The organism is Anoxybacillus andreesenii (assembly GCF_030813005.1).
Lineage (GTDB): Bacteria > Bacillota > Bacilli > Bacillales > Cytobacillaceae > Robertmurraya > Robertmurraya andreesenii.
The window spans coordinates 105,795-129,613 of sequence record NZ_JAUSTU010000012.1 but is presented as its reverse complement, the minus strand read 5'-3'; the positions used below and the strand labels follow the sequence as shown (position 1 = coordinate 129,613).

Sequence of the window (23,819 nt, the reverse complement as noted above, 5' to 3'; positions counted from 1 at the left end):
TTCAATTTACTCCATGAAAAAAACCTCGGAGATACCGAGGCTTAAATCTCTTCACAATATTGCTCAAAAGCATCCTGAAGCTTCTGCACCACTTCCATTGGGCTATGGCCTTCAATATCATGGCGTTCAATCATGGTACAAAGCTTTCCATCTTTAAGCAATGCAAAGGATGGTGAGGATGGTGGATACCCTGTGAAATAGGAACGTGCTTGTTCCGTTGCTTCCTTATCCTGTCCTGCAAAAACCGTTACTAGCTGATTCGGTCTTTTATCATAATGAAGCGAATGCATTGCAGCTGGACGAGCAATCCCTCCCGCACAACCGCATACAGAATTCACCATCACAAGCGTTGTGCCTTCTTGCTTCAACGCTTCATCCACTTCTTCACGCGTAGCTAATTCTTTATATCCTGCCGCAACAATCTCTTGTCGAGCCTGACGAACGACATCATTCATGAATAAATTAAAATCCATGTTCATCTATATTCGCTCCCTTTATTGTAATTGAAGTTTATTACATAATAACAATTGGTAAGGGATTATGACAAGTAATTGATGTTCTTGATTGCAAAGCTGCCTAAAGAATAGGCTTCGCATTATTTTCTTCGAAATAATTAGAAGATTTGTAAAAATAGGTTTACCCTTTTATATAGTGGGTAAATACAGAGTAGCAATAACTATCCCATATTTACCCCTATTCAAGCTGCCACAAATTTTCGTGGTAGCTCTTTTTTTATTCATTTTGTTCTTGAAAGTAATGCTGAAAAAGACTATCGATCGCTGAAGAGACGGTTCGATTTCCAGCCATTACTTCATTTTCAAATTTCGGGAGCAGCTCCTTCACTGCGGGATGATTAAAAAAGCTGAATTGGAGCTGGTCCAAAATCATTGACCTCATCCATTCCTTCGTTTGCTTTCTTCGCCTTTCTTCAAAAATCCCCGTTCGCTTCGTATTTTCGTCAAAGGCTTTGACCGTTTCCCAGACACGGTCGATTCCCTCATGAAATAGAGCCGAGCACGTGTAAGCCTTCGTCTCCCAGCCCTTTGTCGCCGGCTGTAAGAAATGGAGCACTTGGTTGTATTCCCGCTTTGTCTTCTCAGCAAATGGTTTATTATCTCCATCCGCTTTATTGACAAAAATTCCGTCCGCAAGCTCCATAATTCCTTTTTTCATACCCTGAAGCTCGTCTCCGGCACCCGTTAGGACAAGGAGCATGAAAAAATCAACCATTTCTCGAACAAGGACCTCGCTTTGCCCAACCCCAACGGTTTCAACTAGGATGACATCAAAACCAGCAGCCTCACAAACTAGCATCGTCTCTCTCGTTTTCCTATGAACCCCACCTAATTTTCCACTGGAGGGGGAAGGACGAATGAAGGCCTTCGGATTTCGAGCAAGCTCCTCCATTCTTGTTTTGTCACCAAGAATGCTGCCACCCGTTACGCTCGAGCTAGGGTCAACTGCGAGAACCGCCACCTTCAAACCAAGGCCACAAAGATAGGTTCCAAAGGCCTCAATGAAAGTACTTTTCCCAGCCCCTGGAACACCGGTAATGCCAATCCTGAGTGCTTTTCCAGCGTGGGGAAGAAGCTTAGTCAAAAGCTCCTGTGCTTTTTGAAAATGGTGCTCAGCATTGCTTTCAATCAAAGTAATCGCCCGTGCCAAAATGGTCCGTTCGCCCTTCAAAATACCTTCATAAAGCTCTTCCACAGACAGTGTATTTTCCCGTTTTCTTTGAAAACGAACAGGCTGTTTTCCATCCTTCATCTCAAATTTCCTCATAGCCTAGTCTTTCATAGATGGCACGTACAACCTTTTGCGCAGCGACTGGAACCACCGTTCCCGGTCCAAAAATAGCGGCAGCACCATGCTCGTATAAGAACTGATAATCCTGGGCAGGAATGACTCCACCGACGACGACCAAAATATCCTCCCGTCCAAGCTTTTTGAGTTCTTCAATAAGCTGTGGCAGCAAGGTTTTATGACCCGCAGCTAGGGAACTGATCCCGACGACATGAACATCATTTTCCACTGCTTGCAATGCTGTTTCCTCAGGAGTTTGAAATAATGGTCCGATATCGACATCAAAGCCTAAATCGGCAAATGCGGTCGCAATCACCTTGGCACCACGATCATGGCCATCCTGACCCATTTTGGCTATAAGAATCCTTGGACGCCGCCCTTCATTAGCCAAGAACTCCTCGGTCATCTCCCTAATTTCCGCTATTTCCTCTTCATTTGAAAATGCCGAGCTATAGACACCGCTAATAGAGCGAATGACTGCTTTATGTCTGTTCGTAACCTTTTCAATAGCCTCTGAGATTTCGCCTAAGGTTGCTCTTGCTCTCGCAGCCTCAACAGATAATTGAAGAAGGTTTCCTTCACCCGTCTCCGCAGCCTTCGTAATCGCCTCAAGTGCTACCTTCACCCTTGCCTCATCCCGACTCGCTTTCAATTCAGCGAGCTTTTCAATTTGTCTTTGGCGCACAGCGGTATTATCAATATCAAGGATCTCAAGTGGCTCTTCATGCTCCAGGCGATACTTATTGACCCCAATGATCGTTTCCTTTCCGGAATCAATTTGCGCCTGTCTTCTTGCTGCTGCTTCTTCAATTTTCATTTTCGGTAAGCCCGTTTCAATCGCCTTAGCCATGCCACCTAATTCTTCAATTTCTTCTATATGCTCCCAGGCACGCTTTACGAGCTCGTCAGTCAATGCCTCGACATAGTAGGAGCCACCCCATGGATCAATCACATCGGTAATCCCCGTCTCCTCCTGCAGGAAGAGCTGGGTATTTCGTGCAATCCTTGCTGAAAAATCGGTTGGCAGCGCAATCGCCTCATCTAAAGCGTTCGTATGGAGGGACTGTGTGTGCCCCATTGCAGCTGCATGGGCTTCAAGCAAGGTGCGCGTAACATTATTAAATGGATCCTGCTCTGTTAGGCTCCAGCCTGATGTTTGCGAATGGGTTCTTAATGCCAATGATTTTGGGTTTTTCGGATTAAAGGACTTCATCATTTTGGCCCAAATCATACGAGCTGCCCTCATTTTTGCCACTTCCATAAAGTAGTTCATTCCAATCGCCCAAAAGAAGGATAATCGTGGGGCAAAGGAATCAACGTCAATTCCTGCCTTGAGCCCTGTTCGTACATATTCAAGCCCGTCGGCAAGCGTGTAGGCCAATTCAATATCTGCAGGCGCACCGGCCTCCTGCATATGATAGCCGGAAATACTAATGCTATTAAATTTCGGCATATAGGTCGACGTATACTCAAAAATATCAGCGATAATTCTCATCGACATTTCAGGTGGATAAATATACGTATTGCGTACCATATATTCCTTCAAAATATCATTTTGAATTGTGCCGGACAGCTTCTCCTGGGAAACTCCCTGCTCTTCTGCTGTCACAATATAAAAGGCCAGCACAGGCAGGACTGCTCCGTTCATCGTCATCGACACAGACATTTGATCAAGAGGAATCCCGTCAAACAATGTTTTCATATCCAAGACCGAATCGATGGCAACTCCGGCTTTGCCGACATCACCGACAACACGAGGGTGGTCGGAATCATAGCCACGGTGTGTTGCCAAATCAAAGGCAACAGATAATCCCTTTTGTCCCATCGCTAGATTGCGGCGATAGAAGGCATTGCTTTCCTCAGCTGTTGAAAAGCCAGCGTATTGGCGGACGGTCCATGGACGATTGACGTACATCGTCGGATATGGCCCCCTTGTGTACGGTGGCAATCCTGGTAAATGATCAAGCTGCTCCAGTTGTTCACGATCCGCTTCAGTATATAAAGGCTTTATTTTTATATCCTCATTGGTCTCGGAAAAGACCTGATCAATCGACTGATTAATAGCTTGTTCAGCCTTTTGCTTCCAATCCGATTTCCCTGCCTTTTCCTCTGAAAAAAGTGAAATGCTTTTAAAATCTGGCTTACTCATCCGATGCCACCTCCATTTCAGCGATAAGAGCAGCTAATGTTTCATAGCAATTGCTCTTTAAATGGATAAAATCCCTTATCCCGATTTGCAGCCATTTTTCCTCGTTTGTCGGCAAACCAGCAAGATAAAGCTGAATATCGGGATACTCTGCTTTGATTTGCTTAGCTATCTCTAACCCGAATTCCTCGTATTGTTCATTAGATCCACATAGGCAGTAATGCCTGTAATTCGACTCTTTCATAAAAGCTAGAGCCTCTTCAGCCCTATTCACTTCCCCACTTGCAACCCCTTCAATTCCACCAGGAGCAAGAAAGCCATTGACGAAATCAAGGCGTGCTTTATGGGTTCTTAATTCACCAAGTGTAATCAAACCAACAAAGGGCTTTGTTAATGAATCTGCTTTTTTCCTTAGCTGTTCAAAAACCACGGCCAGCCTTCTTTGTGGAATGGGCTCGATAAAACCTCCCGTGAAAAGATCTACCTTTTCAGGTATTTCAAGCCGGTCCCCACGGAGATCGGCATAGCGATTAGTTCCAACGATCGTTTGCTTCCTTGTGGAAATCGCTTCTTTCCTTTTTGCTTGTACAGCAGCTATTTCTGACTGCAGCCAGCCCTGCTTCAATGCTTCGATCATGCCACCTCTTTCATCAATTGAAAGAAAGAGCTCCCATGCCTTTTCCGCAAGCTCAGTTGTTAGATGCTCAATGTACCAGGAGCCTCCTGCTGGATCGACCGTTTTCGTCAAATGGGCTTCTTCCTTTAAAATCAGCTGGATGTTTCGAGCGATACGGTCCGAAAAGTCCGTCGTGATTCCTTCTGGCTCATTATAAGGACTCACATGCAAATATTGAACACCACCTAGAACAGCTGCGAAGGCCTCACTTCCAGCACGAAGCATGTTCACATATGGGTCATACACCGTTTTCGTGTAGCTGGAAGTTGAAGCAGCAATGACCATTTCCCTTTTTTCTTCCGCTATCCCGTAGGCCTCCATTATTTTATTCCAGAGAATTCGAGAAGCTCTAAGCTTTGATAGCTCCATAAAGAAGTTTGCACCAACCGCAAATTGGAAGACAAGCTTTGAAATAATCTCCTCGATAGAGAGGTCTCTTCTACTAAGAAGTTCTTCAATATGAGTGACCGCCGTACTTAGGGCGATGGCTAACTCTTGAACGGCGTTTGCTCCACCATTATGATATGGAATCGTGTCAACCAAAATGGTTCGAACATATGGAAGGCTCACTCTAGCTTTTTTAACCGTGTTATGAAAAGAATCATATTTTTCATTGAGGATATCTTCACTAGCCCCCTGTTCTGCAAGAAGAGCGATTGGGTCTTTGGCTATAAAGCCTGTACCAGAACCAGCGTTTGAAAAGCCACTTACTACTTTTATCATTTCTTCATGGTGCTCCCTTGCATTCACGCTATAAGGGTATTGATCATGAAACTCTTCCATTTCCTTTAATTGGGATAATACAGCGGTTGTAACATCCAATGCAATTGCTGTTTGCCCACTGTCAAATGCTTTGGAGAGTGTTTCTTTTAATGTTCCGTTTTCGGTTGAAAGCTTTTGTGCTACCCTCCATTCCTCTTTGAAATAGCCAAGTGGTTGAAATCCTCTTCTAAAATCAGATTGAGCTGGATATTGGCTTTGTGGAGTTCCTTCAGCCCTTGTATAAAGCGGTTTTAGTTTGATATTTTCATAAGTTTGCTTTTCAAGTGTTTCTATTTTTCTCCCTTTAAGAGACTCTTCACTTTTTTTCTGCCATTCCTCCAATGTGCTTGTCGGGAATGTGTATTCACGCATTTCCTTGACATCCATATAGGCTTCTCCTCCTGTCCAGATTACGAGAAACAGTTGTGCTAAGATTCAAACAATATGTATTATCTTTATTTTATCAATGAAGAGAAAAAACCGCCACCATGGGTGACGATTCCTCTATCATATTCTTCCTAATAAATGGCTATTTTCGCACGGATTGTTGGAATGTCCCTAATACCGGCCATTCCGTTTCATACTAGGCGTGCGATACGCATAGATTGAGCAGCACTTTTCTCCGTTGTTTCTACAGATAGACTACATCAAGCATCGTTTTGTCTAATTATTGATTGTTCAATAGCAACAATGTTTGAGAAAAGAGCTTAATAAATTGGCGTATTCTCCTCGCTCACATGCTCAAGGATTTCCTTCACTCTTTGAAGGAATCTTCCACAAATGAGGCCATCCAGGACTCGATGATCGAGAGATAGGCAGAGATTAACCATATCGCGAACGGCGATCATGTCATTGATAATGACCGGTCTCTTCACAATCGATTCCACCTGAAGAATAGCAGCCTGGGGATAGTTGATGATCCCCATTGATTGAATGGAGCCAAAGGAACCCGTATTGTTAACAGTGAAGGTTCCTCCTTGCATGTCTTCACTCGTTAACTTTCCACTTCGCACCTTAGAAGCATACTCGGTAATTTCCCGAGCAATACCCTTTATCGACTTTTCATCAGCTGCTTTTATCACAGGAACAAACAAGGCCTCATCGGTCGCAACTGCAATCGAAATGTTGATGTCCTTCTTCTGAACAATTTTATCTCCGGCCCACATGGAATTGATTTGCGGGAACTCCTTTAGAGCCTGGGCGACTGCTTTTACGAAGAAGGCGAAGAAGGTTAAATTAAACCCTTCCTTATTTTTGAAATCATCTTTTACGGAATTGCGATAATTGACGAGATTGGTCACGTCAACCTCGACCATCGTCCAGGCATGAGGGATTTCATGCTTACTGCGAAGCATATTGGCAGCGATCGCCTTCCGTATTCCTGTGACTGGAATTTCTGTATCACCTACACCGACTGGAATATTTGGTTGAGGCGCTTGCTTTAGATTTGGCATAGGGTCGTGAGCGATTTGTACCTTACTTGGTTGATCTATCTTCTGTATCGGCTGTGGAATATTTCCAGATTCCACAAGCTTTAGAATATCTTTTCTCGTAATACGTCCACCTGCACCTGTTCCTTGAACAAGGTTCAAATCAATGCCATGCTCCTGAGAAAGCTTCAGAACAGCCGGAGAATAACGAGCTCGATTGCTTGCCTCTGTAGCAGCTGGTACTTCGGATGGACTTTCTTCCACTAATGCTGGTTCAGAGTCTATCACCGGTTCACCACTGCTCTCGATTTCAACCGTGCAAATGATTTGTCCGACTGCAAGGGTATCGCCCTCCTCGGCGATTAGCTCCTTTACCACTCCTGTAAAAGAGGAAGGGATTTCAGCCGTCACTTTATCAGTCATGACCTCTGCTAACGGGTCGTATTTATTTACTTTATCTCCAACAGCAATGAGCCACTTGCTAATGGTGCCTTCTGTCACACTTTCCCCTAATTGTGGCATTTTAATTTGCTCAATGGCCATATGACAACCTCCTTACGGTTAAATCCTCTAGATTCTAGAATTCAGCTAATTCCCGCATCGCTTTCTCAATTTTTTCAGGATTGACCATGAAAAATTTCTCCATTGTAGGTGCGTAAGGCATCGCAGGAACATCCGGACCTGCTAATCGCTTAATTGGTGCATCCAAATCGAAAAGGCAGTTCTCTGCGATAATCGCGGATACTTCACTGATAATGCTGCCTTCTTTATTATCCTCTGTGACAAGGAGGACCTTCCCAGTTTTTGAAGCCGCTTCGATAATGGCCTCCTTATCAAGAGGATAAATGGTCCGTAAATCGAGAATATGAGCAGAAATTCCCTCGCTCGCTAATTTTTCCGCAGCCTGTAGGGCAAAATGAACACAGAGCCCATAAGTAATGACAGTAATATCGTCGCCCTCGCATTTGACGTCTGCCTTACCGATTGGGAGAACATAATCATCCGTTGGAACCTCACCCTTGATCAGACGATAAGCCCTTTTATGCTCGAAAAAGAGAACAGGATCCTCATCTCGAATCGCTGCCTTAAGAAGTCCCTTCACATCGTAAGGGGTGGAAGGCATGACAATTTTGAGTCCGGGCTGGTTGGCAAAAATCGCTTCAACTGATTGGGAATGATACAATGCCCCATGAATCCCTCCCCCATAAGGAGCACGAATGACAATGGGACAATTCCAATCATTGTTGGAACGATAACGAATTCTCGCAGCCTCCGAAATAATCTGGTTGACAGCAGGCATAATAAAATCTGCAAATTGCATTTCGGCAATGGGGCGCATCCCGTACATTGCCGCTCCGATACCAACTCCTGCTATTGCCGATTCAGCAAGGGGAGTATCCATTACACGGTCCTCGCCAAACTGTTCATATAACCCTTGCGTCGCCTTAAAGACTCCACCTTTTTTCCCGACATCCTCACCAAGAACGAAAACCTTCGGATCTCTTTCCATTTCCTCGCGAATAGCCATCGTCACGGCATCAATATAAGAAATTACTGGCATTTCATCTCCCCCTTACTCAGCATAGACATGCTTCAACGCATATTCTGGTTCAGCATATGGAGCATTTTCTGCGTAATCTGTCGCTTCATTTACTATTTTCATAACCTTTTCATTAATGGCTGCTTCAAGGGTATCATCCATGACACCGGTTTCCTTCAAATAAGCACCAAAAGTGATGATTGGATCCTTCGTCTTCGCCTCAGCTACTTCATCCGGTGCACGGTAGCTACGGTCATCGTCATCAGAGGAATGCGGAGTGAGACGATAGGAAATGGTCTCAATTAAGGACGGACCTTCCCCACGACGACCACGTTCAGCAGCTTCCTTCACGACCTTGTAAACCTCAAGGGGATCATTTCCATCCACTGTCACTCCCGGCATACCATATCCAATGGCACGGTCTGATACCTTCTCACAGGCTAGCTGTTTTTCAATCGGGACGGAAATCGCATATTTATTATTCTCACACATGAAAATAACAGGTAGTTTATGAACACCCGCAAAGTTTGCCCCCTCATGGAAGTCCCCCTGGTTCGAGGAGCCTTCTCCAAAGGTGACAAAGGCAACTAAGTCCTTCCCTTCCATCTTTCCACCGAGTGCTACACCGACCGCATGGGGAACCTGAGTGGTTACAGGGGATGAGCCTGTTACAATGCGGTTCTTTTTCTGTCCAAAATGCCCTGGCATTTGACGACCACCAGAATTTGGGTCCTCTGCCTTCGCAAAGGCTGAAAGCATTAAATCTCTTGCTGTCATGCCAAAGGTGAGGACCACGCCCATATCCCGATAATAAGGAAGAACATAGTCCTTATCTTTATCTAAAGCAAATGCTGCCCCAACCTGTGCTGCCTCCTGACCCTGACATGAAATGACAAAAGGAATTTTACCAGCACGGTTCAAAAGCCACATCCGTTCGTCGATGCGTCTTGCCAATAGCATCGTTTCATACATTGATAATACATCCTGATCGCTCAAACCTAGAGCATTATGACGATTTTCAGCCATTCAATTCCCTCCTCGGAAAAATTATCCATGAATTGCCTTGCCATCTACTGCTAAGGCTGCTTCTCCAATTGCTTCGGATAGGGTTGGATGCGGGTGTATCGTGTGGGCAACCTCCCAAGGTGTTGCATCCAACACTTGTGCTAACCCTGCCTCAGAAATCATGTCAGTCACATGAGGACCAATCATATGCACTCCCAAAATATCATTTGTGTCTTCATCGGCAATCATTTTGACAAAGCCATCGGATTCACCAAAAACAAGCGCTTTGCCAATGGCACGAAATGAGAACTTGCCCACCTTGACCTTATGTCCTTTTTCCTTCGCTTCATCCTCTGTCAAGCCGACACTAGCAACCTCTGGAGAGCTGTAGATACATCTGGAAATCAAGTGATATTGAAGAGGCTCTGGGCTCTCTCCAACTATATGCTCTACAGCAACAATCCCCTCATGAGAAGCGACATGTGCTAGCTGCATCCCACCAATACAGTCCCCAATCGCGTAGATATGAGATTCCTTCGTTTGATAAAAAGAGTTCGTAACGATCACGCCTTTTTCAACTTGTATATCTGTATTCTCAAGGCCAATTCCTTCTACATTTGCCATGCGCCCTACGGAAACGAGCATTTTCTCAGCATGGAATTCTTTTTGCTCTCCCTTTACTTCCGCAGAAATCGCAACTCCTTCTCCCTTTTGTAAGGTTTCTGGAAGCACCTTTGCTCCTGTAACAACTTTGATTTTCCTTTTCTTCATCAATCTTTGCATTTCTTTGGAAATATCCTTATCCTCTGTAGGAATAATGCGATCCGCATATTCTAATACAGTCACATCTACTCCGAAATCAGAAAGCATGGATGCCCATTCGATTCCAATCACTCCACCGCCAACAATAATGATGGAGCTTGGAAGCGATTCCATTTGCAGTGCTTCATCAGAGGTCATCACATACTTCCCATCAATTTCTAATCCCGGAAGAGTTCTTGGTCGAGAGCCGGTTGCGATGATGACATTCTTCGGAATAAGCATTTCATTTTCTTCACCATTATTCATTTCAACAGAAATCGTGCCTGGCATAGGTGAGAAAATGGATGGGCCCAATATCCTTCCAAGCCCTTCATAGACATCGATTTTTCCCTTCTTCATTAAATGCTCGACGCCTTTATGAAGCTGATCGATAATCTTCGTTTTTCTATCCTGAACTCTGGCGAAATTAAGGGCCACACCAGATGTCTCCACGCCAAATTCCTCGCTGCGCTTAATTGTCGCAAATACCTCAGCACTTCTTAAAAGCGCTTTACTTGGAATACAGCCTTTGTGCAGGCATGTTCCGCCAAGCTTTTCTTTTTCTACAATAGCTGTATTCAATCCAAGCTGTGCGGCACGGACTGCTGCTACATATCCGCCTGTACCCCCACCTAAAATCACTAAATCATATTCCTTCGCCACCGTGACTACCTCCCTTTAAGAACCTTCTCATTACTATTAGAAGCCACATGATATTCTTTTTCTCTTTCCTCACCGCGCAGAACTCTAAGCGCCCCTTCAGCGAGTGCCTGCAGCTCATTCTCACCCGGTTTCACAATGACGTCAGCTATCCAGTGAACCCGTTCACTAATAGTGCTGACAAACTCTTTTCCGTAAGCGAGTCCTCCTGTTAGAATAATGGCATCCACTTTTCCTGCCAAAACGGCACTAGCAGCACCAATTTCCTTCGCAACCTGATAGGCCATCGCTTCATATACAAGACGAGCCTCTTCATCACCATTTGCAATCATGTTTTCGACTTGAAGAGCATCATTCGTTTGTAAGTAACCGACGAGGCCACCCTGTCCGACAAGCCTTTTCATGATTTCCTCAAAAAAATACTGGCCTGAATAGCAGAGGGAAACTAAATCTCCTGCGGGCACGGTTCCAGCGCGTTCAGGACTAAAAGGGCCATCACCGTGCAAGCCATTGTTGACATCGACTACCCTACCTTTTTTATGTGCCCCAACTGTGATACCGCCGCCCATATGAGCGACAATGAAATTGAGATTCTCGTACTTCAGTCCCAGCTCCTTGGCGACTCTTCTGGCGACTGCTTTTTGGTTAAGAGCATGAAAAATACTTTTCCTTTCGATTAAAGAAAAGCCCGAAATACGTGCAACCGGCTCCATTTCATCGACTACGACAGGATCAACGATATAGGCCGGAATATTTAACCCTGCTGCGATTTCAAAAGCAAGAATCCCCCCGAGGTTAGAAGCATGCTCACCAGCAAAGCCTGCACGTAAATCAGAGAGCATGGAATCATTCACTCGATAAGTACCGCCTTCAATCGGACGAAGCAGGCCTCCACGTCCACATACGGCATCGAGCTTCGAAATATTAATTCCTTCTGTATCCAATGATTCGAGAATCGTATTTTTGCGAAATTCATATTGGTCAATGATTTTGTTAAATTCACTTAATCTTTCCCGATCATGACGAATGTTTTTTTCAAATATGGGTAGCTCATTATCGAAAACTCCAATTTTTGTGGAAGTCGAGCCAGGGTTGATGACGAGAATTCGATTAACAGATTGTGGCACAGTATAACCCTCCAATAAAACGATGACTAGGTAGGAAAAAAAGCTGAATGCAGTTCACCTATTCAGCTTATTCTCCTTACATTCTTTATCTTCTGCTTAAAATATGATGTTCATTTTGAAGGAACTGGCTTCGGGAGTTGCGCATTCTTTCAATCCGCTCTTCCGCCATTCGATCAGCTGCCTTATACGTAGGTATTCCATCTCGCTTGGCAATTTCAATTACCTTTTCAATATTGTTGTAGATGGTTTCCACACGCTTCATCGCACGCTCACGATTATAGCCATAGAGTTCGTCTGCAACATTGATAACTCCACCAGCATTAATGACATAATCCGGTGCATAAATGATCCCCATTTCATGAATGATATCACCGTGGCGAGTATCTTTTAATTGGTTATTAGCCGCACCCGCAATAACCTTCGCTTTCATTAAAGGAATCGTATCATCGTTAATAACCGCACCAAGAGCACAAGGTGCATAAATATCACACTCGACTCCGTAGATTTCATTCGGATCAACAGCGGTAGCGCCAAATTCTTCTACAGCTCGACCGACAGCCTCTTTGTTAATATCAGTAACGATGAGCTTTGCACCTTCTTCATGAAGATGGCGACATAAATTATAGGCAACATTGCCGATTCCTTGTATCGCAATGACCTTTCCTTCTAGGGAGTCATCTCCAAATGCTGCTTTAGCTGCAGCCTTCATTCCACGATATACGCCATAGGCTGTGACTGGTGAAGGATTTCCTGATGAACCGAATGCAGGAGAAATCCCTGTTACATAATCGGTTTCTTCGTGAATCAAATCCATATCCGCTACCGTTGTACCGACATCCTCTGCGGTAATATAGCGTCCATTCAGGCCTTGAATATAGCGACCGAATGCACGGAACATTTCCTCGTTCTTATCTTTACGAGGATCACCGATAATTACCGTCTTTCCACCACCTAGATTCAATCCAGCTGCAGCGTTCTTGTAAGTCATGCCTTTGGCTAAGCGCAAGGCATCCTCAATCGCTGCTTCCTCAGAATCATAAGTCCACATTCTCGTTCCACCTAGAGCTGGCCCTAATGTCGTATCGTGAATGGCAATGATCGCCTTCAATCCAGATTGTTTGTCCTGACAAAAAACGAGCTGTTCATAATCATAAGTTTCCATATATTTAAAAATTTCCATTTTTCAACCTCTCCTTTGAGTTAAAAATTTCATTTCAGCTTTCATTTGCGGAACATATCGCTAATACTAAAGAATTAAACTTGGCTTCGGCAGTGTCAGCACGAGAAGTGAGTACAATGGGTGCCTTCGCCCCAGCAATAACGGAACTGACCTTTGCCTTGGCAAAGTAGGTTAATGATTTATACAGAGCATTCCCCACCTCGAGTGTCGGTACTAAAAGAATATCGGCGCGACCGGCAACTTCACTGTTAATGCTCTTATGTTCAGCAGCACTAATTGATACTGCATTATCAAAGCCGAGTGGTCCGTCGACAATGCAATTTACAATTTGTCCCCTTCGGTTCATCTGAGTTAGAATGGCCGCATCGATTGTTGCCTGCATGTTCGGATTCACCACCTCAACAGCGGCGATTGGGGCAACAAGTGGACATTCTAAACCAATACTTCTCGCAATTTGAACGGCATTCGATATTATTTCAGCCTTTTGCTCAACATTTGGCTCCATATTCATAGCTGAATCCGTAATGAAGATGAATCGTTCGAAGTCCGGTATTTCAAAGACAGCCACCTGTGAAAGGATCCGACCCGTTCTTAGTCCATACTCTTTATTTAGAATGGTCTTTAACAAGGTAGCCGTTTGGACATTCCCTTTCATTAACACATTGGCTTCACCTATATGAACTGCTCTTACTGCTTTCTCAACGGCAAGGGAGTTTGTCGGTGTATGAATCATTTCCAGTTTTTGATGTTGATGCATTCCTGGAAATTTTCTCTCCATCATCGCCGATATTTTCTCCTTATCACCAAATAATAAGAAACGAGCTAGATTTAATTGCAAGGCATGGCATATAGCTTCAAGTACTTCCTCATCTTCTGCAGCAGCTACTGCGACCGTCTTTTCTCCAAATTGGCTGGCTCTTTCAATTAGCGAATCCAATTTCATTCAGTATTCAACCTCCTTCTCATGACTCTTCTCTTATTATCACGGTCGAATACAGATTTATAATTTGGCAGATATTATTCTGCAAGAAACGTGCCAAGAGAAAAATAATGAAAGCGTTTTAATAATTGACCATAAACCATGAATTTTTTTTCATACCTATGAAAAATCCTGCATGCCATCATTGGCAATTTTGTATTTTTCAAGCTTATAATAGAGGTTTCTTACGGATAAGCCTAAGGCTTTAGCTGTTTCAGTCTTATTCCCCTTCATCCTTTTTAGCATGTCAACGATCAGATTCCTTTCAAACTGTTCAACTAGGGTATGGAGGGTCTTTCCTTCGGCAAGAGGGAGTGACACATGATCCGGTTTTCCTGTCGTATCTCGGACTAACTCTGGCAAATGTTCAAGGTCAATTTCGGATTCGTGATTACTCATGAAAATAACGGCTCTGCCAAGGATGTTCTCAAGCTCCCTGACATTCCCCGGCCAATGATATTGAAGGAGCCGATTTCTAGCCGCTGCTGAAATCCCTTCTACATTCCGGCCGTAATCCTGATTGATTTTCTCAAGCAATCGATTGCATAATAAAGGGATATCCTCCTTGCGATTTCTTAGTGGAGGAATATGAATCGGCATTCGATTTAATCGATAGTATAAATCCTCCCTGAAGGTTCCGTTAATGATCCCTTTTTCAATATTGACATTTGTGGCAGCAATTACTCGTACATTTATCGAAATTGGCTTCGTTCCACCTACCCGAGTAATTTCATTCTCCTGAAGAACTCGCAATAACTTTGCTTGAGTATTCGCCGTTAACTCTCCGATTTCATCCAAAAAGATACTGCCATTGTTCGCTTCTTCAAACAGCCCTCTTTTTCCACCTCTTTTCGCACCAGAAAAAGCTCCCTCCTCATAGCCGAAGAGCTCACTTTCTAACAGTGATTCTGAAATCGCTGCACAATTTACACGAACAAATTTATTAAATCTTCGATCACTCGCATTATGTATGGCATGGGCAAACAACTCTTTTCCCGTCCCAGATTCTCCTCGTAAGAGAACAGTCGCTGGTGTCTTTGCCCCGAGCTTTGCCTGCTCAATCGCCAGCTTCATTTCATCCGAATCACCGATAATATCCTCAAAAGAATATTTTGCTTCAAGGGTCCGAATAATTTGTCTTGCTCGACTGAGCTCACGATTTAAACTTTTGAGCTCTGACATATCATGAATAACACCAACACTTCCCTTAAGCTTCCCATCTACAATAACCGGAGCCACGTTCACGATAACCTCTTTTTTATTCGGACCCAAGCGCATCGCCACTCCACGCACAGCCCTTCGAGTCTTGAGGACCTGCATATGCATGCTATCTCCTTCAGAAATATCGGCTGTCGCAGGCTGACCGATCACTTCATGCTCTGATAACCCAGTTAGTCTGGTATACGCAGGATTAATGATAATTCCTTTTCCTTCCTCATCTACGACGGAAATGGCCTCATCACTTGATTGAATCACCGCATGGAGCATCGTCTGGATTTCTTTGAGATTGGTTAATTCCTCAGCAAGATGAACCACCTCAGTAATATCTTTGAAAACAGCAAAGGCCCCCACCAGCTCCTGGTTCGCATCGATGATTGGGATGCGTGTTGTGATGATTTTCAATCCATTTCCTAGCATTTGTTCCTTGTTCATTTCTGGACGACCTGTTTTTAAAACCGCTGGGAGTCGACTGGACGGAATTACATCGAGGACATGCTTTCCTAGCACCTTCTGTTTATCCACTCCAACCATTTCGGCTGCGCTTTTATTAATGAGAATAATGTGGGAATCTCTGTCAACGACAATCATGCCATCACTTGTTGCATTGAAGATTAAATCACGCTTAACCGTTTCATTTTTCAGTTTTGTAATAAGAGCTTCTTTCTCCTCAATTAGCTTCGCGATGAGAAAAGCCATGCTACCTGGAATTAAGATGGTGCTTTGCCCGATTGCCTGACGAATTTCTTTAAAGACTGCTTCTCTTCCAGTGACTTCAATAACGATATCGACCTGATCCGTCAAAAAAGCTTTCCAATCCGTCCCGACCTGAATTCCCTGCTGCATGGCAAATTCGATTCCCGGCGCATTCGGATTATGATCGATGACAGCCACGACGTTTAACACGGCAGTTTCTCGTAATATCTTAAGAATGGACATGCCGCCCTTGCCCGCCCCAACAATCATGACTGTTTGCATCATCGTTTCACCTGCCTTTATGCTAGAAATTTTTTTCATGCCTATCGTGAAAAATCTTTCATACAGTTGTATTGTAGTATTTAATTGATTCTTTGACAAATTTTAGTTTAATTTATGAAGTAGGGATTCTAACTTCTTATTTACCATAGAAGTGCTATAATAAAAGGTGATTAAACGAGAAAGAGGATTTATATGGTACGCTTATTTGCATTATTAATACTAGTCATACCAGGAGTCATAGCGGCATACGGGATTAAACTGATGCGAGATATGGTCTTCGGAATTACAAATGGTCCATTCACTTCATCCCTTTTATGGCTGCAATTTCTTGTGGGCTTATTATTATTTGTAGTTGGTTTAGGATTTATTGGGGGCTTTATTCTTCACAGAGACAGGAAGAAAAATAAAGTCCAGCCTAGGTTTAAAACGAATAACAAAAATTAAGGATTTTAAACAAAAATGCTTGATGGGTTCTCCCACCAAGCATTTTTTAATGATATTCTTTCCGAATTTTTAATGCAAGTACTGGATCATCAGTAATGAAGGCGGTACAGCCTATTTCAAATAAACGCCGCATCTCCTTCTCCTTATTCACCGTATACGGTCTTACATCAATCCCATACTCCATGGAGGCTTTGATAATCTCATTTGGGGCAACCTTAAATTTTGGATGCATCCCCTTTGCTCGAATCGATTCGGCATAGACCCAGGGCATATACAATCCTTCCGCATAGAGAGGGGCAATTTCAATCTCCGGAGCAATTCGATAGCAATAGACAAGACTATAGTGATTGAAGGACGAGATAATAATCCGATCAGAGAGACCAAATTCTTGAACCATAGAGATCACCGGCTGTTCAATTTTCATAAAAGTGGCCAGATTGCTTTTGATTTCGATATTACACTTTAAATTATTCGTCTTTAACCATTCTAACACTTCCCTTAAGGAGGGGATTGGCTCCTTTTTCAACAAAGATTTCTTATGGCCAGCATCCAGTTTGCGTAACTCCTCGAAAGTGAAATCTATGACATATCCAGTACCATTTGTTGTTCGGTCGACCTTTTCATCATGGATGACAACAATCTCGCCATCCTTTGTTAATTGGACATCAAGTTCAATCCCGTCGGCACCAGCCTTTTCGGCCTCTTTAAAAGCTTTCATCGTGTTTTCAGGGTATTTCGCGGAATAGCCGCGATGGGCAAAGATGAGGGTCATTGGGGTCACTCCTATTTTGCTATTTTTAGGAAATTCTTTTAAGGCCATTGTATCAAAAAAGGACTTTGATTGTCTTGCAAAAGAAATCAAAATCGCTTTTCCCTTTATTCAAAGCGCAGGACACCCTTGTCAATGTAAAAAGTTCCTTTAACCTCGGAAGAAATTCTTTTTCGAATCTTTTGGATCTCTATGAAAGTTTCCGGGTATGCCACTTCTTTAATGGTTACTTCCCCTTCACCTTTCACCTCCAATAGATTTGCGATTTCTTTACAATTTTCATCAAGCTCACTTACTTTTGCTAATTGGGCATCCAGGTCATCAAGCATCCGTAAATATTCAAGATGCTCTTCCTCAGTAAGTTTTGAATTCTCATAAGCCTCCACATGTTTTTTCAACCCTTCATAAGCCAAAGCCTCTTTCTTGTATTGAAGAAGCTTCTCCACTAGCTGTTCTGTAAGGCTCTCTCGATTGAATCCTTCTACACTTACCCAGGTCTTTCTTTCCATTCGATTCCCGATTATCGATGCCACTATTTTTCCCTTTGCTTCGATTTTCCCACCAATGATTTTGCTATTTTTCTCGTCTGCAAAAATATTCCTCCCCTTAAGATAGCTGCCAATCGAATAGTAGCCAATATGGATATCCCCTTTGGCTAGGAGAATGCAGTTATTCGCATGCTTAATAAAGATATTTTTTCCGGCCTTAATAGTTGATTCCCCTTGGCCGAACACTCCACCTTTGATAAAAATATCTCCTGATACAGACGTAACCATTTTTACCTTGCTCAATCCTAGCTCACCAAGTATGGAAACGTCCTTTGTTGCTTTGACGGAGTAGCCTGGCTGGACGATCCCTTTAATGGTGACGCTTCCATCAAAATCGATATTTCCTGTTTCTACTCCTACATCCCCATCGATCATTAAATGGCTTCCTACTGCTATTTTTCCATCCTTAAAGGTTAATACTCCGTCAGTTAAGGCTCTTAAAACGATTTTCTCTCCTTCTACAACCTCCGCAACCGTCCTCCGATCATATAAGAGCTTCATATCCCTGCCTTTTTTCTGAACAACCAATTCCCCTGTAACTGTTTTACCTGGTGAACCATCCGTTGCGGGTATCTTTTCTCCTAGCCAGGCTCCCTTCCGGATTTCATCGATGAAGTTCATATCATAAAAATCAGCCTTTCCATCCGTACGTATGGTAGGTCTCCGTTCGGTGGGAGCGAAATACTCGATCCTTGCATCCTCACCATCGATTGGTGCAATTCCCTTTGCAATAATATATTCTTTTTGGGGCTCTAATTCTCCCTGAAGAAGATCCATTTTAATTCCTTCGGTTACCTTTTGTTCAAGTAATAGCCTTAGAATTTCCCCTATAAAAAACTCCTGCTTCTCCCTTAATTCTACCTGCGAACAATTAAGGTTAACTGTCGCTTGCATTTTGTCTTTTGAAATGGTAACAGTCACAATTTCCTGTATGCTATTTGTCATTTTTTTGCCCTTCTCTGCAAATTCTATATATTTACCATAACAGGAAATATAGAAAATAAAAAGACGCCAATTTGACGTCTTCTTTCAAACAACTGTGAAAATCCTACCTCTTTCAAGAAGCCTTATGCTCCAAGCGCAGTTTGTCAGCCACCATGGCGATGAACTCGCTATTGGTTGGCTTTGCTTTTGACATGGAAACTGTATAGCCAAATAAGGAAGAAATGGAATCAATATTTCCACGGCTCCACGCTACCTCAATGGCATGGCGAATCGCACGCTCGACACGGCTTGCCGTCGTATTGTATTTCTTCGCAATATCTGGATATAGCACTTTGGTAATCGAGCCAAGAAGTTCGATATCATTATAAACCATCGAGATAGCCTCTCTTAAATACAAGTATCCTTTAATATGTGCGGGTACTCCAATCTCATGAATGATGCTTGTGATGCTTGCATCAAGATTTTTTGGTTTTTCTTCCACTACCTGTCTAGTTCCGCTTTGGATGCCAGTGGATTTTCTCATGATCGGGCTTCCCTTACCGCTTACTTGACGAATATGATTTCCTAAATGCTCCAAATCAAATGGTTTTAGAATAAAATAGGATGCCCCAAGCTCAACTGCTTTTTTCGTTACATCCTCCTGACCAAATGCAGTAAGCATGATGACGTTTGGCAATGAATTCTTTTTTGACTCGCGTAATCTTTCCAAAACAGCTAATCCATCTAGGTGTGGCATGATTATATCTAAAACAAGAACATCTGGGTCTGTTTGCGATAATACCTCGAGGCATTCTTGACCGTTATGAGCAACTGCTACAACTTCCATATCCTCCTGTGAGGAAATATAATCCTCTAACAAACCCACCAGCTCTCGATTGTCATCCACTATACATACTTTAATCTTCTTCACCTGTAGTTTCCTCCTCAATCCTGAGTTTCTCGTCTCTGAAATGATTTCTTTATCTTTATTCTAAATATTCAATTCGACAAAGCCAATAAAAATCCTTTTCATTTTTTATTTTTTCTAGAAAAACAGGTAAAATCTTAATTTTCCTCCTGTTTTCTCTTATTTTCGACTATTTTCGATGGTTGATTTTTTTCAGAAGTAAACTTTGTCGAAAAATCTTTATTTAATACAAAAAGGCGACTCAGGCCGCCTTTTTGTTTAACTTGCTTTTTCTTCTTCCTTTTCGTAAATATCGATTCCTGCTTCATTTAGCATCCATTCGATGTGAACACCATATCCAGAGGTTGGGTCATTCACAAAAACATGGGTAACTGCACCAACAACCTTTCCCTCTTGGATAATAGGGCTTCCTGACATCCCCTGGACAATCCCTCCAGTTTTATCAAGAAGCTCCTTATCTGTTACCTTTATGACCATCCCCTTTGTAGCAGGGAACTTTTGTGGAATGGTGCTCACAATTTCTATATCAAAGAGCTTAACCTCGTCGTTATCAACAACCGTTAGGATTTGCGCAGGACCTTCCTTTACTTGATGGGATAGGGCAATTGGCATTGGCTTATCCATCACACCATTTTCAAGATCTCGATTTAGCTTACCAAAAATCCCGAAAGGACTGTTTCTTTGAATATTTCCAATCACTTCTCTATCTGAAGAGAATCGAGCTAACTTCTCACCAGGGTCCCCATTGCTTCCTTTTTCAATCGACGTGACGGTAGATCGGACGATTTGTCCATCCTCCACAACAATAGGCTTCTTCGTATCCATATCGGAGATGACATGCCCTAAAGCACCATAGCGCTTTGATTCGGGATGATAAAAAGTCATCGTTCCGATCCCTGCAGCCGAGTCACGTATATAAAGACCCAGCTTAAATTTTTCTTCGCCTTTTTCCTTTAGTGGCATCAATTCTGTTGTCGCTTTTCCACTTTCCCGTCCAAGTTCAATTTTTAGAGGTTTCCCGGATTCCCCCGCTTCTTGAACAAAGGGGGCAACATCCGACATTTTATCAATTTGCTTCCCATTTATCTTCGTAATAATGTCTCCAACCTTAATTCCAGCAATTTCCCCAGGTGATTGCTTCCCCTCAGAGGTATTTACTTGATGGTGCCCAACGACTAGAACGCCAACTGTATTTAGTTTGACGCCAATCGATTGTCCACCCGGTATCACTCTAAAATCCTTTAAGACATTAACATCGACCTTTTTCACAGGAAAGCCTGCTAATTCTAAGAGCATTTCATTTTTTCCATATTTTTTGGCGTTTAATGAGACGGTATGATCATGATTATTTAGCGAAACACTATCGTCATCATGGGTTAACTCAGCCGAAACAGGCTTCGATTTTGCGAATTCAAAATTCTGCCCTTCAAACATCGTGATTTCTTTTGGTATTTGAAAATATTGTTGAACTGGTTTGGAAAATCCAATTGCAACGATTGAAACAAGGAGAATTCCACCAATTATTTTTCTAAGAAGGTCAAAACTCAACATCTTCACTCTCCTCGCTTCTAGTCCACACACTTTGAAATGGCTACATCTTTAATTTTGCCTGCTTCGGACGCATTTATAACCTCGATAGACATAAAAAAGCTACCCAGAATGGATAGCTTTTCAAGTTATTTTAATTTCCTTCGCTAAAAGAAGAAGCTCTCTTGCATGTTCCTTTGTTAAATCCGTGATTTCCACTCCGGAAATCATGCGGCCAATTTCTTTGATCTTCTCTTGTTCATCTAACTTTTGGACAGATGTTCTCGTTCGCCCATCTGTAATATCCTTTGCAATATAGAGATGGGTATCTGCCATGGCCGCAACCTGTGGAAGATGGGAAATGCAAAGTACCTGAGAATCAATCGAAACGTTATAAATTTTCTCCGCAATGGCCTGAGCAACTCTTCCGCTTACTCCCGTATCCACTTCATCGAAAATAATCGAGGTGACTCCTTGATGCTTCGAAAAAATACTCTTTAAAGCAAGCATGATTCTTGATAACTCCCCACCGGAAGCAACCTTAGAAAGAGGCTTGAGCGGTTCACCTGGGTTGGTTGACAGGAAAAACTCTACTTTATCTGAGCCTGTCGAAGAAAAGCTCTCATTATCACTTGAGAATCGAACTTCAAAAATTGTTTTTTCCATATAAAGCTCTTTTAGCTCTTTATGTATGAGTTCGGTTAGCTGACCTGCGTATTTTTGTCTCACACTGCTTAATTCTCGAGCCTCGATTGTTAAATCCTTCTGAATCACATGAAGTTGCTTTTGAAGTTTTTCAATATGGGTTTCTTTATTTTGAAGAGTATCTAGCTCCTCTTCAATTTTTGCACCATACTCCAAAATTTCTTCGATCGTTTTTCCATATTTCCTTTTTAATTGATTGATTTCATTCAAACGTTCTTCAATCTCATTCAAGCGACCTGGGTCAAATTCAAGTGAGTCCAGCGCATTTCTTAGAGTCCTCGAGACATCTTCAAGCAAGTAAAAGCTATTGGACACTGATTCAGAGAGCTCTTGGAAGTTCTTATCTACCGTGGCAGCATCCTCTAGATGATTCATCGCAAGGCCGAGCCAGTCTAGTCCTTTATTGTCCCCTTGAAAAGCTGAATAGCTGAGACTTAAGGCTTCATGTAATTTTTCAAAATTACCCAGTCTTTTCTTCTCCTCTAAAAGCTCTTCATCCTCATTGATTTTCAAATGGGCATTCTGAATTTCATCAAGCTGAAAGGACAATAAATCCAAGCGATGGGCCATCTGCTGTTCATTTTCGCTCAAAGCCTTAAGGTTTTTCAATGCCTTTTCATAGGAATGGTATAGATCCCCGTATTCACGAAGGGCAGAAGCAACGGTCTCTCCACCGAATTGATCCAAAAGGGACAGATGCTTCGTTTCATCCATGAGCTCCTGATGCTCATGCTGTCCATGGATATCAACAAGGGTACCACCAATTTCTCTTAATGTGGATATCGTCACAAGCTTTCCGTTGATCCGACAGACGCTTTTTCCTGTCCTAGAAATATCCCGGCGCAAAACAATCATGCCATCTTCAATTTCAATCCCAAACTCCCCGGCCCTTTCGTAAAGAGGGTGGCTATCGTTTTCAATTAAAAAAAGCCCCTCAATTTCCGCTTTCTCTTCACCGTGGCGAACAAACTCTGCTGAGCCTCTTCCGCCAACCAATAGATGAATGGCATCAATGATGATCGATTTCCCTGCGCCAGTTTCACCTGAAAGCACGGTCAAACCCTTTTCGAAGGAAATGGAAAGGGACTCAATAATGGCAAAGTTTCTAATCGATAATTCGCTAAGCATGGGTTTTCACCTCGGTTACAACATTTCTAAAAATCTTGCTTGAATGATCTCCGCTTCATCGGAGGTTTTGCATATAATTAAGATCGTGTCATCTCCACAGATCGTACCTAGTATTTCTTCCCAATCAAGATTATCAATCAAAGCACCAATAGACATCGCATTGCCTGGCAATGTCTTCATAACAAGCAAATTACCAGCATGATCAATTCTTACGAACGCGTCCATTAAGTTTCTTTTTAGCTTTTGCAGTGGATTGAATCGCTGATCAGCCGGCAAGCTATATTTGTAGCGCCCATCCAATAATGGAACCTTAACAAGATGGAGCTCCTTAATGTCTCTTGATACCGTTGCTTGGGTAACATTGTATCCAGCATTTTTTAAGTAATCGACAAGCTCGTCTTGGGTTTCGATATCATTATTTACAATGATTTCCCTTATCTTTATATGTCTTTGACCCTTATTCACACAATCACCTCGAGATTGATACATGACCTATCGTCATAATGTTAGCGAAAATTAGTTAAAAAGTACACTTTTTTGT

The 23,819-nt window shown here is 42.8% G+C and carries 19 protein-coding genes; 1 reads left to right on the top strand and 18 read right to left on the bottom strand.

Annotation, left to right across the window (positions count from 1 at the left end):
• Window positions 1-41: 41 nt before the first annotated feature.
• From J2S07_RS13685 to J2S07_RS13630, 12 genes are all read right to left on the bottom strand, one after another.
• Window positions 42-479, bottom strand: a complete 438-nt coding sequence (locus J2S07_RS13685; RefSeq protein ID WP_307150968.1) for a BrxA/BrxB family bacilliredoxin — start codon at window positions 477-479, stop codon at window positions 42-44.
• 253 nt (window positions 480-732) lie between these two features.
• A complete protein-coding gene (gene meaB / locus J2S07_RS13680) occupies window positions 733-1,782 on the bottom strand; it encodes a methylmalonyl Co-A mutase-associated GTPase MeaB (RefSeq protein WP_370872828.1) in 1,050 nt (349 codons plus the stop codon).
• Window positions 1,769-3,952 carry a methylmalonyl-CoA mutase gene (scpA, locus tag J2S07_RS13675; RefSeq protein ID WP_307150966.1) on the bottom strand — a complete coding sequence of 728 codons (2,184 nt, stop codon included), beginning with the start codon at window positions 3,950-3,952 and terminating at the stop codon, window positions 1,769-1,771. The genes meaB and scpA overlap by 14 nt, the downstream gene beginning before the upstream one ends.
• Entirely contained in the window at window positions 3,945-5,774 is a 1,830-nt protein-coding gene (locus J2S07_RS13670; protein WP_307150965.1) for a methylmalonyl-CoA mutase family protein, read from the bottom strand. Before J2S07_RS13670 ends, scpA begins: the two co-directional genes overlap by 8 nt.
• A 320-nt stretch (window positions 5,775-6,094) precedes the next feature.
• Complete coding sequence (locus tag J2S07_RS13665) at window positions 6,095-7,360, bottom strand: dihydrolipoamide acetyltransferase family protein (RefSeq protein ID WP_307150964.1); 1,266 nt, start codon at window positions 7,358-7,360, stop codon at window positions 6,095-6,097.
• Window positions 7,361-7,394: 34 nt separating this feature from the next.
• The gene (locus J2S07_RS13660; RefSeq protein WP_307150963.1) at window positions 7,395-8,378 is read right to left on the bottom strand and encodes an alpha-ketoacid dehydrogenase subunit beta; all 984 of its coding nucleotides are present in this window, start codon (window positions 8,376-8,378) and stop codon (window positions 7,395-7,397) included.
• Between the two features lie 12 nt (window positions 8,379-8,390).
• A complete protein-coding gene (locus J2S07_RS13655) occupies window positions 8,391-9,383 on the bottom strand; it encodes a thiamine pyrophosphate-dependent dehydrogenase E1 component subunit alpha (RefSeq protein ID WP_307150962.1) in 993 nt (330 codons plus the stop codon).
• 21 nt (window positions 9,384-9,404) lie between these two features.
• A complete protein-coding gene (lpdA, locus tag J2S07_RS13650) occupies window positions 9,405-10,826 on the bottom strand; it encodes a dihydrolipoyl dehydrogenase (RefSeq protein WP_307150961.1) in 1,422 nt (473 codons plus the stop codon).
• 5 nt (window positions 10,827-10,831) lie between these two features.
• On the bottom strand, window positions 10,832-11,950 hold the full coding sequence (gene buk / locus J2S07_RS13645; RefSeq protein WP_307150960.1) for a butyrate kinase: 1,119 nt from the start codon (window positions 11,948-11,950) through the stop codon (window positions 10,832-10,834).
• A gap of 85 nt (window positions 11,951-12,035) precedes the next feature.
• Window positions 12,036-13,130: a branched-chain amino acid dehydrogenase gene (gene bcd, locus J2S07_RS13640; protein WP_307150959.1), complete on the bottom strand. Its 1,095-nt coding sequence runs from the start codon at window positions 13,128-13,130 to the stop codon at window positions 12,036-12,038.
• 34 nt (window positions 13,131-13,164) lie between these two features.
• Window positions 13,165-14,073: a phosphate butyryltransferase gene (yqiS, locus tag J2S07_RS13635; protein ID WP_307150958.1), complete on the bottom strand. Its 909-nt coding sequence runs from the start codon at window positions 14,071-14,073 to the stop codon at window positions 13,165-13,167.
• A gap of 156 nt (window positions 14,074-14,229) precedes the next feature.
• Entirely contained in the window at window positions 14,230-16,305 is a 2,076-nt protein-coding gene (locus J2S07_RS13630) for a sigma 54-interacting transcriptional regulator (protein ID WP_307150997.1), read from the bottom strand.
• A 192-nt stretch (window positions 16,306-16,497) separates the two neighbouring features.
• Here J2S07_RS13630 and J2S07_RS13625 point away from each other — a divergent pair, with 192 nt between their 5' ends.
• Window positions 16,498-16,749, top strand: coding sequence for a DUF2627 domain-containing protein (locus J2S07_RS13625; RefSeq protein ID WP_307150957.1), 252 nt, complete (start codon window positions 16,498-16,500; stop codon window positions 16,747-16,749).
• A gap of 46 nt (window positions 16,750-16,795) precedes the next feature.
• On the opposite strand, the gene J2S07_RS13620 is transcribed toward J2S07_RS13625, so the two are convergent.
• The 6 genes from J2S07_RS13620 to ahrC all read right to left on the bottom strand — a co-directional run bounded on the left by J2S07_RS13620 (window position 16,796) and on the right by ahrC (window position 23,743).
• Window positions 16,796-17,521 (bottom strand): glycerophosphodiester phosphodiesterase, encoded by a 726-nt coding sequence (locus tag J2S07_RS13620; protein ID WP_307150956.1) that lies wholly within the window; start codon window positions 17,519-17,521, stop codon window positions 16,796-16,798.
• Window positions 17,522-17,625: 104 nt separating this feature from the next.
• Complete coding sequence (locus J2S07_RS13615; protein WP_307150955.1) at window positions 17,626-19,011, bottom strand: flagellar assembly protein A; 1,386 nt, start codon at window positions 19,009-19,011, stop codon at window positions 17,626-17,628.
• 112 nt (window positions 19,012-19,123) lie between these two features.
• On the bottom strand, window positions 19,124-19,921 hold the full coding sequence (gene spo0A / locus J2S07_RS13610; protein ID WP_307150954.1) for a sporulation transcription factor Spo0A: 798 nt from the start codon (window positions 19,919-19,921) through the stop codon (window positions 19,124-19,126).
• A 255-nt stretch (window positions 19,922-20,176) separates the two neighbouring features.
• The gene (gene spoIVB / locus J2S07_RS13605) at window positions 20,177-21,469 is read right to left on the bottom strand and encodes a SpoIVB peptidase (RefSeq protein WP_370872827.1); all 1,293 of its coding nucleotides are present in this window, start codon (window positions 21,467-21,469) and stop codon (window positions 20,177-20,179) included.
• A 120-nt stretch (window positions 21,470-21,589) separates the two neighbouring features.
• Window positions 21,590-23,278 (bottom strand): DNA repair protein RecN, encoded by a 1,689-nt coding sequence (gene recN, locus J2S07_RS13600; RefSeq protein WP_307150953.1) that lies wholly within the window; start codon window positions 23,276-23,278, stop codon window positions 21,590-21,592.
• A gap of 15 nt (window positions 23,279-23,293) precedes the next feature.
• Window positions 23,294-23,743, bottom strand: a complete 450-nt coding sequence (gene ahrC, locus J2S07_RS13595) for a transcriptional regulator AhrC/ArgR (protein ID WP_307150952.1) — start codon at window positions 23,741-23,743, stop codon at window positions 23,294-23,296.
• Window positions 23,744-23,819: the final 76 nt, after the last annotated feature.